This window comes from Sphaerospermopsis sp. LEGE 00249, assembly GCF_014299995.1.
Lineage (GTDB): Bacteria > Cyanobacteriota > Cyanobacteriia > Cyanobacteriales > Nostocaceae > Sphaerospermopsis > Sphaerospermopsis kisseleviana.
The window spans coordinates 41,233-56,510 of the sequence record NZ_JACJUZ010000005.1 but is presented as its reverse complement, the minus strand read 5'-3'; the positions used below and the strand labels follow the sequence as shown (position 1 = coordinate 56,510).

Below are 15,278 nucleotides of genomic sequence, written 5' to 3'. Positions count from 1 at the left end.
TACAGGATTAAAATAATTCGGAAATGGGAAATTGTCTTTGTTTATCTAATTCTTGTATCCGCATTTTATCAGCATATATAGCATCTGCATAAGATTTATATTTATCTGGTTCTGCTTGTGGATCAATTTTCTTCCACAGTTCCATAAAATGACGATAACGTTTTTCTCTTAACACTCGTTCCATACAAGCTAAGGTTGCTTGTACAACTTGGGGAGTTCTTAATATTTCTGTTTTGTTTTTCTCGTTTAAATGAAATACATGAGATACTATTTTTAAATCTTCTTCTAATTCTAAATACCGATTTTGTAAGTTAGAAATTAAGTCTACTTCTTCTAATGGAAATTCTAAACTTTGTTGCCACAAAAAGCGATGATGAGAAAGACTAAATTCTAAATTTCTCTCTTCTAATTCTGCAAATACTACCTTTCTTTGTTCAGGACAATGTAAAAATATCCGCAATAATAACGCCTCTGCTTGTTCTAATAAACTCCGTTCAGTGGTTACTAGAGATAGCTTTGGCGTTTTTGACTCCGGTTTGCGTGGTCGCAGTGGTGGAGTTTGCACATTAGCAGGTGCAATTTGAGTTAGTAGGTTCTCAACTCTTAGGGGTATTAATCTAGCGTCACCTAAGCTGAGTATTTCTGCACAGTAGGAAATATAATAATTAAGTGTATCACTATTAACGATTTTCTGTAAGAGTTTAACCATTTCTTTTGTAACGATTTGAAAATTGGCGGCTTGTTTTAAATCTCTATCTTTAATAATTTCCTCAATTTGCCAATTTAACCACAGTGGGGCATTTGCTAATAGTTGCTGATATTCTGTTGCTGTATGACTATGCAAATATTCATCCGCATCTTTCCCGTCGGGAATGTTGAGAATTTTTAACTGTACTTCGCCTTTATATGCTAATGTGGCAATTTCACCAATTGCTCTTTCTGCGGCATTAATTCCAGCTTTATCTGCATCAAAATTAAGTATTAATTGTTTGGAATCTGAGTAACGCAATAATAGTCGCACTTGTTCTATACTTAATGCTGTACCCAGGGATGCAACGACGTTATTAATTCCTGCTGCATGAAGAGCGATCGCATCAAAATATCCCTCTACTACTACCCCTTGATCTGATTTAGAAATACCATCTTTAGCTTGATCTAAAGCAAATAAAGTTTTACCTTTACTAAATAATTCTGTTTCTGGAGAATTTAAATATTTTGGTTGTTCTTCTGTTAAAGTTCTGCCTCCAAAAGCAATTACTCTTCCTTGAATATCGCGGATAGGAATCATTAACCTATCTCGGAATACATCATAATAACTTCCCCCTTCTTTTCTGGGTTTAATTAAACCGGCTTTTTCTACCAACTGCACAGGATAATTTTTATTATCCACCAAATAACGATATAAAGTTTCCCAACCAGGGGGAGCATAACCTAAACCAAATTGTTGAATTGTTTCTATTTTGAATAGTCGCTTTTCCTGTAAATATTGCATCGCTTTTTGACCCAAATTTTGCCTTAAAGCGTGTTGATAAAATTGGGCTGTAGATGCTAAAATTTCATATAATTGCTCACGTAAAGATATCTGACGTTGTAATTCTTGTCTTTGTTCAGGTGCTAAGGTTTTGACAGGAACTTGATAACGTTTTGCTAAATCTAAAACGACTTCTGTAAAATGCCGTTTATTCAAATCCATGACAAACTTAATGGCATTACCCGCAGCTTGACAACCAAAACAATAATACATTTGCTTGCTTGGACTCACTGTAAAACTAGGGGTTTTCTCGTCATGGAAAGGACATAACCCGACAAAATCTTTGCCTCGTCTACGTAAAACTACATAATCTGAGACAACATCAACAATATCAGCCCGGTGTTTAACTTCTTCTATTGTATCTGGATGTAAACGGGGGATTTGCATTTTTGGGTGATTGGTGATTGGTGATTGGGGAAAAATCAAAACTCCTGACTCCTGACTCCTGACTCCTGACTCCTGCCTTATTATAATTCTTGATCCCAAACCCAAAATAATCGTTAAAATTGCTTCATGCTGGAGCTTAACAATGGGAATCATTAAAGATGGGACGTATTTTTATTTCGGCCGCGCATGGAGGTAGGGAAGCTGGCGGTATTGATCCTGGTGCGATCGCAGGTGGTACAACTGAAGCTAAGGAAATGATTCTGTTACGGGATTTAATTGTAACAGAACTGCGGGCGCGTACTGTGGAAGTTTTAGCTGTGCCTGATGATTTAAGTGCTGCCCAAACTATCACCTGGATTAACTCTCGCGCTCGTTCCACTGATGTGGCTGTAGAAATTCAAGCTGATGCTGCTAGTAGTCCTACTGTTAGGGGTGCTAGTGTTTACCACATTGCCAGCAACAATCAACGCAAGCAAAATGCAGAAACGTTACTCATGGGATTGTTGCGCCGTGTACCTCAATTACCTAATCGCGGAGTCAGACCAGATACAGACAGTGGCTTAGGTAGTTTGCAGTTTTGTCGCCGCACTACTCTACCGGCTTTAGTCATGCAAGTAGGGTTTCTCAGCAGTCCAGATGATCGCAATTTATTGCAAACTCGTCGCCGTGATTTTGCATTAGGAATTGTTGACGGATTAATAGCTTGGAGTCGAGCAGTTGATCCAAATCCGGGAACTCCTGTAGAACCGAATTATCCACCAATTAATATTAACATCAATGGGCAAAATTATCCAGAGCAAGGAGTATTAATTAATGGTAATTCCTACATTCCTATTGACTTAGTAGATCGGTTGCGGATTGATTTATCAAGGGCTTCTAATGTTAACCGTGTCACCTATCGGCGTGTAGTTTATATCCAAGCTATCGAACTGCGAGATTTTAATATTTCTATTAGTTGGGATAGTGCAGCTCGTACTCTTAAACTCCGTTCCATTTTAACAATTTGTCCGGCACACATTGATCAAATTATTTCTCATGGAAATACCACAGAAGTACAGCTACAAATCTTTTTGCGGAATAACAATGAAAACGCTCTAGTGCAGTTTCCTGACATTCCTAAACTTTATCGAGAAGAAGCGATCATTGAAGGCGTAAATCATGATCTTGCCTTTTGTCAAATGTGTTTAGAAACTGGCTTTTTACGCTTTGGTGGAGATATTAGACCTCAACAAAATAACTTTGCTGGTTTAGGAGCAATAGGTGGTGGTTCAGAAGCAGCATCTTTTCCTAGTGCCAGAATAGGAGTGAGAGCGCATATTCAACATTTAAAAGCCTATGCTAGTTTAGAACCTTTGGTACAACAAGAAGTAGATCCTCGCTTTAGATTTGTGACTAGGGGTGTCGCTCCTTCTGTAGATCAACTATCAGGAAGATGGTCTGCAGATTTAGATTATGGAACTAAAATGAAAGCTTTGTTTAAAAGACTTTATGAATCAGCAGGATTGATTTAATTAGTTATCAGTTATCAGTTATCAGTTATCAGTTTATCTGCGTTCTCTTGATCTTCTGGAAAAAAAGATTTTTGGCATTGCATAAATGCGGGATGTTTTTTGGGTGTAGAAACGTTCCATGGAACGTCTCTACAAGGGTTTTAAGTATATGCAAAATTGTTTTTCATCCCAAAAATCAGCAACGCCTTGAAAATACAATGAGTGAAAAATTAGCTAAAGTTACTAAAATTAACAATATTCAATATAGCTACTACCAGATACACCAGAAAACAAAGCGGACAACCAAACATTAGACATCTCCAGAAATTAAGCTGTTACACAGCTAAATTGTATAATCCTAATATTCTGAACTCTTGTTTAACAGGCAAGATGCCTGTTCCACTTATACAAATTAAATGCACAACAGCTTATCGGGTGTCCAAGCTTGCATATTGTCTGAATCAGGATAACCAGGATTAAAGGATTTTCAGGATGTGATTGATAAATTGGTAGTGGGGTTTTTTTGAATGCGAGTGAAAATAACGATGTTGAATATTTAAAAGTTTACTATATCTGACTCTACATATTTCTACTCATAATATAACTGTACAACAAGTTTTGCGACTTGTCAAGTCTTGAACCTAAAAAAACGAAAAATCCTGATTCTGACAAGAGCTTACAGTGCAAATTTAATACACTCCTAACCCACCCTCCTCTAAGATACAAGGTTGGGTTGAGGAACAAAACCCAACATTTACAGGGGTTTGTTGGGTTTCACTTCGTTCAACCCAACCTACGTTATTTTGTTGTTTTGGGCTTAACCGAAAAGTATTGAGATCAAACCTCAATAGATGTCTCTGTTTCTTCTACTTCAGGAGTGTTTTCCTTAACACGACGAATAGGTAAATTTGCGATTAAAGCAGTTGTGCGTTGGTTACTTTCTAAAGAAAACTCCAAACCATCTGTTTCAATTTCTACATAGCGACAGACAATTGCTAGGATTTCCTGACGCATTTTTTCCAAGGTTTGGGCATCTAAGTCTGCTCGGTCGTGGGCTATAACTACTTGCAGACGACGTTTAACTTCAGTGCGACTGGTGTTTGGTGTGCGAACAAAAAGTTTTTCTAAAAGTTCAAGAATCATTGCTGGCTAGGTTATAAGGCGGTAACTGAAAAAAATTAAACAATCTTTGTCCGTAACAACTTGCGTAACCGGGAAAATAAGTTGTCGTTGGGGGAGTCAAGATCAAGAAATTCGACAGTTTCCCCTTCTAATCTACGAGCAATGTTTTCAAAGGCTGAGGCTGCCAAAGAAGGAGCTTCTGATAATACCAAAGGTTCACCTCGGTTAGTAGAGACGATCACACGCTCGTCATCAGGGACAACCCCGATTAAGGGGATGGCGAGAAGTTCCTGAACATCCTGTACAGACATCATATCATTTGCTCGTACCATTGCCGGTCTAATCCGGTTGATTATTAAATGAATCTTTTTCACACCTTGTGCTTCTAATAATCCTACTACCCGGTCAGCATCGCGGACTGCGGAGATTTCCGGCGTGGTGACAATGAGGGCTTCTTTAGCTGGGGCGATCGCATTTTTAAACCCCATTTCAATCCCTGCGGGACTATCTATGACTACATATTGGTATTTTTGCGCTAGTGCATTTACTAGCAGTTTCATTTGATCCGGTGTTACCGCGTCTTTGGTACGATTTTGGGCTGCTGGTAGTAGTACCAGATTCGGTTGTCGTTTATCTTTGACTAAAGCTTGATCTAAACGACACTCTCTAGCTAACACTTCTACCGCTGTGTAGACAATGCGGTTTTCTAGTCCTAGCAACAAATCTAAATTTCTCAGACCAAAATCCGCATCAACTAAGGCCACTTGTCGCCCGATTTTGGCTAAAGCCATACCCAGATTTGCGGAAACCGTGGTTTTACCCACTCCTCCTTTACCGGAGGTAATTACAATAATACGACTCATAACAGCAATGCGCTCGATTAGGGTTGGTGGAAATAATACTAAATATTGAGAGAATATTTAGAAATAGTTATAGCAGTAGACGGGGCGCTGATAACATCAATATATGATGAAACTTTCAGCATGATCAGGTTTTACTCCTGACTCCTGTACGGGCGTTCGCGAAGCGTGCTGGAAGTATCAGCATTCGGGCGATAAATTATCAATTTTTGTCCAAGGTTGCTTTCCGAATGCTTCGCCCCTAAGACTCCTGACTCCTGCCATAGAGACTTTGATTAATTTTACTTAACTGACTGCGAGAAAAATCAGTAGCTTTGGCAATACGGATGCCTTCGGGTGTGATATGTGCCACTTCTGGGAAAAAATGTGTTAGTGATTTTTCAGGCGCTCTAGCTACTGCATCGGCGATTCGCAGTTGGGTTGGTTCCATTTGCAAAGCCATAATTAGACAATCACGATTTCCCCCAGCGCCGGCATGAGCTACCCCCCGCAAACGCCCCCAAATGAGAATATCACCATCTGCAACCACAATACCACCAGGGTTGATATCTCCCAAAATAATCACAGTGCCGGGATGGCGAATTTCTCCACCTGATCTTACTGTCATTTCTAGATAGAGCGCATCTGCTAGAGGTTTAGGACCTGGTTGAGCGTCAGCGGTGAAGGATGGTTGTAGTTGGATTTGTTCGACAGAATAACCTAATGTACAAGCGGCGATTGCGGTTTGTCTGCGACTTGTGGCGACTGATTTTAATTCTAGTTGCAGTTCATTTAAAGTTTGTGCCAGTTCTTGCAGTTGTCTTGAGTCTAATAAGCGGTCTTTCGCTACCAAATGTACTATAGTATTAGGTATACGTAGGCGATCGCTACCATTTAGTCTCTGTCTCATTTGTTGCCAAATCTCGGAGCAACTGAACTCAGAAGCAGGTACTTGAGATTCTGTTGGCAAAATTAATAATAGTCTTCCCTCCTCGGTTTTTAACTGAACTTGAATATTATTGTTGTTATTTTTTCCTGTTGATACTAACTCATCGCTGTTCAGATCAATCAATTCAAAATTGCTTGTTTCTGTTTTCTTATCTTCAGATTTCTCTTCAGATTTTTCTTCAGAATTAGAGTCTATCTTCCCATCTGCATGAGCTTGTAAATAGACAAGAACAGAATTTAGCTCTCCATTGGGAATGATAGAATCACTATCTTTAACATCTACATTAGTATCTCCCTCTTTATCAACAGGGTTGACATTTTTTTCCTCTCTATCATCATTAATAGAGATTGATTCTGCATCGGTAAATGCAGAATTTGACTCCATTTCCAAATCTTTTGGTGATTTCTTAGAATCAGAATTCATTCTTAATGGGTAATTGGTGATTGGTGATTGGTGACTGGTGACTGGTGATTGGGGAGAAATATTTACCTTCTGCCTTCTGCCTCCTGCCTTCTGCCTCCTGCCTTCTGCCTCCTGATTACTGATTAGTCAATCTTTGATAAATTGTAGCCAAGGCATCAGCATTACCGACATTACCGGGAAATAAAACCACAGGTAAATTAGAAAACTGAGGATGATCAGATGGTGTAATTACCATTGAACAACCGGCTAAAATTTGACCTAATAACCGAGCAGAAGTTAAATTTAAACCTGTACTCAAGACATCATTAGAAGTTATACCCCCCTTGCTGATTAAAAATCCTATATCAGCTGGTAAACCCTTTACAATATCCATTAGTAAAGCCGAAACTCTTGCCCCAAAGTCTAATCTAGTTTTGACATCTTTAAAAGTCAATTCCTGACGGCTAGTATAAACTACTGGTGTTTTTCCAGCGTTATGTACTTCCCGGATTTGTTCTAGAATCTCGGTTAGCAGTTTAGCAGATTCATTGACTCCATCATCAAGTAATTTTCCGACATTAACTTCTATCCCTACCGTTCCCGCAACTGTTAACAGTGATTCTAACTGTTGAGTTGTCTTTTTCACATGAGAACCAACAATAACTGCTCCCGGTTTACCACCACGCACATATTCTGCCATATTTTCCGCAGCTATGGGTTGGGGGGGTAAAGCAGCTAAAGCTGTTAATATACTAGCAGCAGAACGGAATAAAAAGCGTTTACCTTGACTGGCGGCTGTTAATATGTCTACAGCAAAGGTGTTAAGATCGGCTTGGGTTTCCCCATCAACTACCCCACACTGATTATCATGCAGTTGCAATAATCTTTCTAAGCTTCCTTTACGGATATCATCAAGTAAAAATCTGGTGACAGTATCTTCTTTGATGCGTCCTTTGGTTTTTTCTTCTACATACTTAGGTAAGTAGCTGTAATTGTAACTAAATACAGAATCACGAGCAAATTCTGTTTCGTGTACGGGGGTGGGTACACCATCAATAATTAGATAATGGATGCTGTCACAGGTAATTCTCCCACCTTCAAAAAATGCGGGTACGAGAAAATGAGCGTCAAAAGGTCCGAGTTCTTCGGCAATGACATCGGTTTCTATGGGATAATGACCGCGTAAGGTGGAGTCAGAACGACTAACTACGAGAAAATCCTCGATGTTTTCTGCTGCTAGTGCGATTTTGAGGTTATGACAAACTTCTCTGGTGACATTTGCTGCATCTTCTGGGGTGAGCGATCGCGTATTGGTTAAGATAAAGAAAATGGGAGCATCATCTTTTAAACCTAAACGCAAGGTTTCTACATCCCAACGCATCAGGAGTAAACAACTGTGAACAGTTTGAGAACCGGTGGGATCATCATCTAAAACGATTATTTTGGGTTGGTTATTCATCAGATTTTGTGTAGACAACTTAATTAGACTTTTTGTAATTTTTTCAGTTCTGCTTGTACATCTAAAGCAATCTGCAATGATTGATTTAAAAGTTGTGCATATTCCCCAGCTTGATTACTAACTTCTAAGGTTTGCAAATTGGCTAAGTTATTTGCAAGTAACTCTTGGTTATTAGCAAGCAGTTTTTTATTATGGCGCAAAATCCGTTCACTTTTCAAAGCGCGAACTAAATCTTCTCGAATCAGTTACAGTGCAGATATCACTTATGTTCTTGATAAATAAAACTAACAATAACTGGTGTCAGTGCTAAAGCAACCAAAGCTTCGTTAATAAAAAAGCCAATGCGCTTTTGCTTATCCGCCATAATTGAAGGACGAAATACGTCCTCTGTGTCAAACCCTGTTAAGCGTTTTAGTTCACCTTTGCTGATTTCTAAGCCTACTAAATCTGGCTACACTGCTATATACTCCTTAGCGGATTTTCATAAGAAACCGATGTGAGAACGTTTTGATGTTATTTTAGAAAAACTAATAAAATATTAGATGAGTATAGCTTATTATGAAAGTTCTATGTGTTCACCATAAGGGTGGAGTAGGCAAAACAACAACTGCAATTCATATTACTGGAGTTTTCCTGAATATGGGCAATAAGGTACTCTTAATAGATGGTGACTCTCAAGCTCACAGTTTCAAATTCTTTAGCGAAGGATCAGCACCAAAACCAGGTGGTGAAACACTTGTAACCCAAGAAGATAAACTTACAGTCGTCAGTGAAAGTGATAAGAGTAACCCTGACCGGTTAGCTAAAACTTTAGGAAAATTAGCAAAAAATAAAAAATTTACTCATACTGTTATTGATGTTTCACCTGATCTAACATCTATTTCTAAATTCTTGTTTGAGGTTACACCTGATTTGGTATTACTAGGAGTTAAGCAAGATGATATAGGTTCATTTGTAAGTTTAAATGATATGCTAATAGCACTTGAACAAGCACGTCCTATTATTGGTTCTATCCAGGTGAAAATTGTACCAATAGGAGTATCAAAATATGATTTTCAGCAGTTTATTGATAATCGGTTTACTAATTATTAAATTCTTGATCCTGTTGATTGGTTGCCTATGAAAGCTGGTAATGCAGTTTTCATTAATTATGACTATTTATGGAATGAACCAGATTGTGATCACCTATGGGATTACTACAAAAGAGTAGTTATGGAGTAAAAAAATGGCAGAAGCTAATCATACATCTTCTACTCGTCCACCAAAAAAGCATCGAGATCCTAACTTGATCGCACGTAGTAAAGATGAATTGAAACGTCAACAAGAAGACTATATAAGAGAGACAATGAAAACATCTGCTCTCAAATCTTTGCGTCAAGGTAAAATGCAACCTTCTCCAGTTCGTGTTGGTAAAAAATGTAAAATACAGCTGGATGATCTACAAATGCGGTTGCAAGTAGATGAGAAAACTATTTTAAATATGGCATTTGCTTATGGTTATCATGAGTCAATGCAAAATCAGATCAAAATTCAACATCTGAGAAAAAAAGTTGAAGATATGATCATAGATGAAGAAACTTTGATGTTTGAAGTTAATGAATGCACTCTTGATACCTTATTAAAATCTGGAATTGAGGATGCAATATTTATCTATTTGAATTTGGGAATTATTCTCTTGCATTCCCGATTAATTGAATTAGAAACATCGGCTATTTTTTAATTATTAATTTTAGTATTTACATGGAACAGTACATAGCATATAATCTGGCATTAGGAATAGTGAGAACAAGTTCAAAAAGAAAACAAGAACTTGGTCGTACTTTTGCCAGAATTTTAGGTTTTCATCCTGGACCACTAGGTAAAGATGGTGGAATTGATGGGGTTATCCGCGAAGATGGTAGGTTATTCTATTTTCAAAGTAAGCTTAGTCAATCAGAATTGACGGTAGATCATGCAAAAATTTTATATGCTGATATGATGTATCACCGAGCAGAAATTAGTGTTATGTTATCAGGTGTAGGATATAAGAAAACATTTAAAGATCGTCTATTTGGTCATCCATACCTAAAACCAGAAAGTATTCATTTGTTATCATTAGTTGATATATTGTCTAAAACTGATAGTTATCAACTTGCCATACAAGATATTCCTAAACTTAAATTAGTTGAAGAAATAAATTGGAAACAATTTAAATAGTAAAAGCGTGATTATCAAGCAAAAATTTACTATATCACCTGACGGTTGAGAGCGATCGCCTAATTTCAAGTTTCGCCATAACCGAGCCATATCCAAACTAATATCTAATATTCGCGCAATTTCGCCGTTATTTTTACCTGATGAGGGAATGAACATCAGAAGACTCTGGCTTCTATGATGATAGAGTCAGAGACTCTGTAATAGCATTCCCAGTCAGAGACTGGGAACGAGTTATAACCCTATAACTAAGGATACAAACCCCTATCAGTCAAAGCTTGCGCCACTCTACCCACACCAAGAGTATAAGCGGCTAATCGTAAATTTACTCTGCGAGTCTGTGCTTGTTGAATCACGTGACGGTAAGCATTTACCATTAAATGTTCCATTTCCCGGTTTACTCTTTCCTCATCCCAGAACAGATAAGAAAGACCTTGCACCCATTCCAAATAACTAACTACTACCCCCCCAGCATTAGCTAAAATATCAGGTAAAACCGTAACTCCACTGGCTTCTAAAACTCGGTTAGCTTCCAAAGTCACAGGTCCATTAGCTGCTTCAGCAATCATTTGCGCTTGAATCTGATGCACATTTTCTTCCGTAATTTGATTTTCCAAAGCAGCAGGAATTAATACATCACAAGGTAAAATGAGTAAATCTGCATTACTAATGGGAATAGCTTGGGGAAAACCCACCACACTGCGACGATTTTGAGCAGCGTAAGCTTTTAAAGCCGGAATATCAAGCCCAGTTTCCGCATATACACCCCCAGCACCACTGGAAACCGCAATAATTTTTGCCCCTGCTTGGTATAACAATTCAGCCGCAGCACCCCCCACATTACCGAAACCTTGAATAGCAATTTTTACATCTGCCAGGGATTTACCTTGATCTGCCAAGGCTTCCCGGACAATAATCATTACACCGCGCCCCGTAGCCATTTCTCGACCCAGAGAACCACCTACAGAAAGGGGTTTACCAGTAACAACACCGGGTACAGCATGACCAACATTCACAGAATAGGTATCCATCATCCAGGCCATTTCCCGCGCAGATGTACCCATGTCTGGGGCTGGTATATCTACTGATGGTCCAATATCTTTAATTAACTCACTGATATAACGGCGACTTATTCTTTCTAATTCTGCTACACTATATTGTTTCGGATCTATGGGAATACCACCTTTAGCACCACCATAAGGAATACCTAACAATGCACATTTCCAAGTCATTAACATAGCTAATGCCGAAACTTCCCGTAAAGTCACTGCCGGATGGTAACGAATACCACCTTTATATGGTCCTAAAATATCAGAATGTTGTACCCGATGTCCGGCTAAAACTCGCACTTCCCCATTATCCATTTTGACGGGTATGGAAACGGTGACGACTTTCCGGGGATGACTAAGTATTTCTAATAAACCAGGATCTAATTTTAATTCTTTACCTGCCCATTCCAAATAACTACAAGCTTGGTCAAACGGGCAAATATGGGCTGGAGAATGATTTTCCCACAATGGGCGCGATGTTGTCACCATAACATTTACTCCTCATCACGGTACTTTGGTGAACCGGATATGTATGGTTAGCTTACCCTGTTTTTTTGAAAAAATAAGAATTTTGTAGTTTTCGTTACAATTTTATTTTTCTGGATATGTGGCAGAATTGCTACCAAAGTTAATTTTGTGGAGTTAATTTTGTGGGTTGCTTGATTTTTGCTAAAATTATAGTCAAAATGTCTAAATTAGTCATGCTATGCAAACCTACACTCTCACAGATGCGCGTAATAAACACGGTGAGGTTTTTGATAAAGCTGCGGTTGAACCTGTTTTGCTCATTAAACAGTCACGGCCTAGTCATGTGATTATTTCCGCAGATAGTTATCAAAAATTACTTGATAGAATTCAAGAATTGGAAAATCTTTTATTAGAAAAAAATCCGAATATCCAAAAATAAATATCAGTTTAAGCACTAGGTTTAAGTGATATTATTTTAAAATAAACAATCAAAAATTACAAAGGAAAATAAATATGGTCAGTATTAGCAAGGATAATAATCAATTACCTTTACCACCGGGAAACTTTGGTTTACCTATCATTGGTGAAACAATTAGTTTTTTAACGGATAGAAATTTTGCCAATAAACGACAAAAGAAATACGGCAACGTTTTTAAAACTAATATCTTTGGTTCTCCTACAATTATGATGATAGGAGCAGATGCAAACCGCTTTGTATTTAGTGGTGAAAATCAGAATTTTATAATTCAATGGCCTAAGACTGTTTCAGAATTGCTTGGTCCTGCATCTTTAGCAACGCAAACTGGAAGCATTCATCAAACCCGACGTAAATTATTAGCTCAAGCATTTCTACCCAGAGCTTTAGCAAGTTATACACCTACAATGGTGGAAATTACTAATAGCTATTTACAAAAATGGGTAAATTTAGGTCAGTTAACCTGGTATCCTGAAATCAGACAATATACTTTTGATGTGGCTTGTAAATTATTAGTAGGAACAGATACTACTAATGATCCTCATTTTGCTGAATTATTTGAAGAATGGTGTCAAGGTTTATTTACTCTTCCCATTCGTTTACCTTGGACTAAGTTTGGTAAAGCTCTAAAAAGTCGAGAACTGTTATTAGCGAAAATTGAAAATATAATTTTACAACGTCAAAAGCAGCCAATCTCAGAAAATTCAGAAAAAGATGCTTTGGGTTTGTTGTTAAATGCCAAAGATGAAGATGGTAATAGTTTGAGTGTAAATGAACTCAAAGATCAAATTTTAACATTATTATTTGCTGGACATGAAACCTTAACTTCGGCAATGTCTTCTTTTTGTTTGTTGTTAGCACAAAACCCAGACATTCTAGCAGCAGCAAGAACAGAACAACAACAAATAAATTCTACAGGTGAATTAACCTCTGAACATCTGAAACAAATGACTTATTTAGACCAAATACTCAAGGAAGTTTTGCGAGTTATTCCCCCTGTTGGTGGTGGTTTTCGTTCTGTAACTAAAACTTGTGAATTTAATAGATATAGTATTCCTCAAGGTTGGAGTGTACTGTATCAAATAGGGAAAACCCACCAAGATGAAACTATTTATAAAAATTCTCAAACTTTCGACCCAGCAAGGTTTAGTGTAGAGAGAAATGAGGAAAAATCTAAACCTTTTAGTTATGTTACCTTTGGTGGTGGGATGAGAGAATGTTTAGGTAAAGAATTTGCTAAGTTGGAAATGAAAATATTTGCTGCTTTACTGTTGCGTGGTTATGAATGGGAACTTGTACCAGGACAAAATTTAGATTTAAAAATGACACCTACACCTCAACCGAGTGATGGTTTAAAGGTGTTTTTCCGTTCTATTTAATATGATTTTGTTGGGTTGCACTTACGCTTAACCCAACCTACATTAATTAAATGAATGTTTCTGGTGTAAAACTCCCATGTAAACCATAAGGAATATGATGTTTAAGGTGTAATTTAGCGATCGCACCTTTTGAAAAATCCTGAGCATCTAAAATCACTACATCTGAGCGATGATGTTCTGCATCATAAACCAAAGCTATTACCCAACCTTCATCTTCTTGTTGAGAGTTGGGACGAGGAATAAAAATTGGTTCACCCATAAAACCCCGTGGTGCTGCACTCCAAATTTCTCGTTTTTCTGTTGCTAAGTCTACTTTCCAAATAGCTTGTAAGGGTGCATTTCCTATAGGGTTATGTGCGGCAGCAATATATAAATAACGATAGGGTTTTCCTACATTATTTGGATGAATAGTAGGAAATTCACAAGCACGTTTATCTATTAACTGACTTTGTACTTTTTTCTCCGGCAAATTAATATCAAATCGCCAAATTTGTCCTGGTGCATTGGTGTCAAAGTTGGTTTGTAGATAATCAGTATTTGGTTCTACTTCTGGTAATGATTCATAGCAAATTGAATCAATGATAATTTCAGTTTCCACTTCAAAAGCGTTGACATGATGGAAAATAAAACCTGCTTGGGTTTCTAAAGTTCTGACTTCTTCTTTCTCAGCTTGACTATCTTTGCGGGGAATAATGATGATTTTTGTGGGTTGATTTTTTTGGACTTGAATACATTGTCCAGCACTGGCCATTCCTAAAGCGAAAGGTATGGGATTAAAATTAACAGGGTTTTGGAAGAAGATACAGTAATTTTCGGTGATGACAAAATCATGAATAAAGCAAAAACCAGGCACGCTATGATTTTGTTTGCTGATAATTTCGCCGTTGGTGTTGAGTTCAAAAATTGTAATTGTGGTTGATAGTCCTGGTTTAATGGCAAAATTAACTAATTTACCATTGGGATCTATGCGAGGATGGGCGCTAAATGCCTCACCTTGGGATAAAACACCATTAAAATATTCGTTGCCTAATGTTTCTAAGGTGTGGGGATGCAATAAATAAGGTTCTGCTGCTTCCCATAAAGCTAATAGTTTTTTACCCCAATAGATAACATTAGTATTAGCAATATGTTTGATTTTAAAATCAAAGGCGTTAGCTAACCAACCTCCTGGTTTTTGTGTACCAAATACGCCACGATAAAGGATTTTACCAGCTTTTTTTTCTGCTAAATAACCTTCTGTTTCTACAAATTTATTACGAAAATGGGCGCGTCCGTTAGTAAATGTAATGCGGCTGATCATGCCGTCACCATCAAAGGGATGATGTAATCTTTGTCCGTTGATATCTAATAAACCGGGTCCATTTCTCAATAGTGTTCCTTGTAGTTCTGCGGGTATTACCCCTTCTATTTCATCAATCCAATAATCATATTCTTGTTTGAGTGATTCATATCCTTTTTGCCAATCTTCTTGATTGTAAGATTTTGCTAACGTTTGCTGGTTTTGAGGTTCTAAAATCTGCATATTTTGGTGTTTT

The 15,278-nt window shown here is 37.7% G+C and carries 13 protein-coding genes and 1 pseudogene; 6 read left to right on the top strand and 8 right to left on the bottom strand.

Annotated elements, in window-relative coordinates; genetic code table 11:
• Positions 1 to 7: 7 nt before the first annotated feature.
• Complete coding sequence (gene dnaG, locus H5968_RS03180) at positions 8 to 1,918, bottom strand: DNA primase (protein WP_187038820.1); 1,911 nt, start codon at positions 1,916 to 1,918, stop codon at positions 8 to 10.
• Positions 1,919 to 2,076: 158 nt separating this feature from the next.
• Here dnaG and H5968_RS03175 point away from each other — a divergent pair, with 158 nt between their 5' ends.
• On the top strand, positions 2,077 to 3,429 hold the full coding sequence (locus H5968_RS03175) for an N-acetylmuramoyl-L-alanine amidase (protein ID WP_187038780.1): 1,353 nt from the start codon (positions 2,077 to 2,079) through the stop codon (positions 3,427 to 3,429).
• Positions 3,430 to 4,245: 816 nt separating this feature from the next.
• Here H5968_RS03175 and minE read toward each other — a convergent pair.
• The 5 genes and pseudogenes from minE to H5968_RS03150 form a co-directional block, all read right to left on the bottom strand.
• Positions 4,246 to 4,551 carry a cell division topological specificity factor MinE gene (gene minE, locus H5968_RS03170; protein WP_187038779.1) on the bottom strand — a complete coding sequence of 102 codons (306 nt, stop codon included), beginning with the start codon at positions 4,549 to 4,551 and terminating at the stop codon, positions 4,246 to 4,248.
• A gap of 35 nt (positions 4,552 to 4,586) precedes the next feature.
• Positions 4,587 to 5,393 carry a septum site-determining protein MinD gene (gene minD / locus H5968_RS03165; RefSeq protein WP_096572383.1) on the bottom strand — a complete coding sequence of 269 codons (807 nt, stop codon included), beginning with the start codon at positions 5,391 to 5,393 and terminating at the stop codon, positions 4,587 to 4,589.
• Between the two features lie 238 nt (positions 5,394 to 5,631).
• The gene (minC, locus tag H5968_RS03160; protein ID WP_187038778.1) at positions 5,632 to 6,741 is read right to left on the bottom strand and encodes a septum site-determining protein MinC; all 1,110 of its coding nucleotides are present in this window, start codon (positions 6,739 to 6,741) and stop codon (positions 5,632 to 5,634) included.
• A gap of 115 nt (positions 6,742 to 6,856) precedes the next feature.
• The gene (locus H5968_RS03155) at positions 6,857 to 8,179 is read right to left on the bottom strand and encodes a four-carbon acid sugar kinase family protein (protein ID WP_187038777.1); all 1,323 of its coding nucleotides are present in this window, start codon (positions 8,177 to 8,179) and stop codon (positions 6,857 to 6,859) included.
• A gap of 23 nt (positions 8,180 to 8,202) precedes the next feature.
• Positions 8,203 to 8,609 (bottom strand): annotated as a pseudogene (locus H5968_RS03150) (hypothetical protein).
• 128 nt (positions 8,610 to 8,737) lie between these two features.
• On the opposite strand from H5968_RS03150, the gene H5968_RS03145 reads away from it, so the two are divergent.
• The 3 genes from H5968_RS03145 to H5968_RS03135 all read left to right on the top strand — a co-directional run bounded on the left by H5968_RS03145 (position 8,738) and on the right by H5968_RS03135 (position 10,375).
• Positions 8,738 to 9,271, top strand: a complete 534-nt coding sequence (locus tag H5968_RS03145) for an AAA family ATPase (protein ID WP_187038776.1) — start codon at positions 8,738 to 8,740, stop codon at positions 9,269 to 9,271.
• A gap of 133 nt (positions 9,272 to 9,404) precedes the next feature.
• Complete coding sequence (locus tag H5968_RS03140; protein WP_137666126.1) at positions 9,405 to 9,899, top strand: hypothetical protein; 495 nt, start codon at positions 9,405 to 9,407, stop codon at positions 9,897 to 9,899.
• A gap of 20 nt (positions 9,900 to 9,919) precedes the next feature.
• Positions 9,920 to 10,375 (top strand): restriction endonuclease, encoded by a 456-nt coding sequence (locus H5968_RS03135; protein ID WP_187038775.1) that lies wholly within the window; start codon positions 9,920 to 9,922, stop codon positions 10,373 to 10,375.
• A gap of 245 nt (positions 10,376 to 10,620) precedes the next feature.
• Here H5968_RS03135 and H5968_RS03130 read toward each other — a convergent pair whose 3' ends face one another.
• Positions 10,621 to 11,910 (bottom strand): Glu/Leu/Phe/Val dehydrogenase, encoded by a 1,290-nt coding sequence (locus H5968_RS03130; RefSeq protein WP_187038774.1) that lies wholly within the window; start codon positions 11,908 to 11,910, stop codon positions 10,621 to 10,623.
• A gap of 217 nt (positions 11,911 to 12,127) precedes the next feature.
• Between H5968_RS03130 and H5968_RS03125 the strand changes: the two genes are divergently transcribed.
• Both H5968_RS03125 and H5968_RS03120 read left to right on the top strand, forming a co-directional pair.
• The gene (locus H5968_RS03125) at positions 12,128 to 12,328 is read left to right on the top strand and encodes a type II toxin-antitoxin system Phd/YefM family antitoxin (protein ID WP_187038773.1); all 201 of its coding nucleotides are present in this window, start codon (positions 12,128 to 12,130) and stop codon (positions 12,326 to 12,328) included.
• A gap of 74 nt (positions 12,329 to 12,402) precedes the next feature.
• A complete protein-coding gene (locus H5968_RS03120) occupies positions 12,403 to 13,743 on the top strand; it encodes a cytochrome P450 (protein ID WP_187038772.1) in 1,341 nt (446 codons plus the stop codon).
• A gap of 46 nt (positions 13,744 to 13,789) precedes the next feature.
• Here the strand turns inward: H5968_RS03120 and H5968_RS03115 are convergent, their stop codons facing one another.
• Entirely contained in the window at positions 13,790 to 15,265 is a 1,476-nt protein-coding gene (locus H5968_RS03115) for a carotenoid oxygenase family protein (RefSeq protein WP_187038771.1), read from the bottom strand.
• Positions 15,266 to 15,278: the final 13 nt, after the last annotated feature.

Excerpts from the sequence above, each read along its gene's own strand:
- dnaG (WP_187038820.1), bottom strand. The coding sequence starts at position 1,918 with ATGCAAATCCCCCGTTTACATCCAGATACAATAGAAGAAGTTAAACAC.
- H5968_RS03175 (WP_187038780.1), top strand. The coding sequence starts at position 2,077 with ATGGGACGTATTTTTATTTCGGCCGCGCATGGAGGTAGGGAAGCTGGC.
- minE (WP_187038779.1), bottom strand. The coding sequence starts at position 4,551 with ATGATTCTTGAACTTTTAGAAAAACTTTTTGTTCGCACACCAAACACC.
- minD (WP_096572383.1), bottom strand. The coding sequence starts at position 5,393 with ATGAGTCGTATTATTGTAATTACCTCCGGTAAAGGAGGAGTGGGTAAA.
- minC (WP_187038778.1), bottom strand. The coding sequence starts at position 6,741 with ATGAATTCTGATTCTAAGAAATCACCAAAAGATTTGGAAATGGAGTCA.
- H5968_RS03155 (WP_187038777.1), bottom strand. The coding sequence starts at position 8,179 with ATGAATAACCAACCCAAAATAATCGTTTTAGATGATGATCCCACCGGT.
- H5968_RS03145 (WP_187038776.1), top strand. The coding sequence starts at position 8,738 with ATGAAAGTTCTATGTGTTCACCATAAGGGTGGAGTAGGCAAAACAACA.
- H5968_RS03140 (WP_137666126.1), top strand. The coding sequence starts at position 9,405 with ATGGCAGAAGCTAATCATACATCTTCTACTCGTCCACCAAAAAAGCAT.
- H5968_RS03135 (WP_187038775.1), top strand. The coding sequence starts at position 9,920 with ATGGAACAGTACATAGCATATAATCTGGCATTAGGAATAGTGAGAACA.
- H5968_RS03130 (WP_187038774.1), bottom strand. The coding sequence starts at position 11,910 with ATGGTGACAACATCGCGCCCATTGTGGGAAAATCATTCTCCAGCCCAT.
- H5968_RS03125 (WP_187038773.1), top strand. The coding sequence starts at position 12,128 with ATGCAAACCTACACTCTCACAGATGCGCGTAATAAACACGGTGAGGTT.
- H5968_RS03120 (WP_187038772.1), top strand. The coding sequence starts at position 12,403 with ATGGTCAGTATTAGCAAGGATAATAATCAATTACCTTTACCACCGGGA.
- H5968_RS03115 (WP_187038771.1), bottom strand. The coding sequence starts at position 15,265 with ATGCAGATTTTAGAACCTCAAAACCAGCAAACGTTAGCAAAATCTTAC.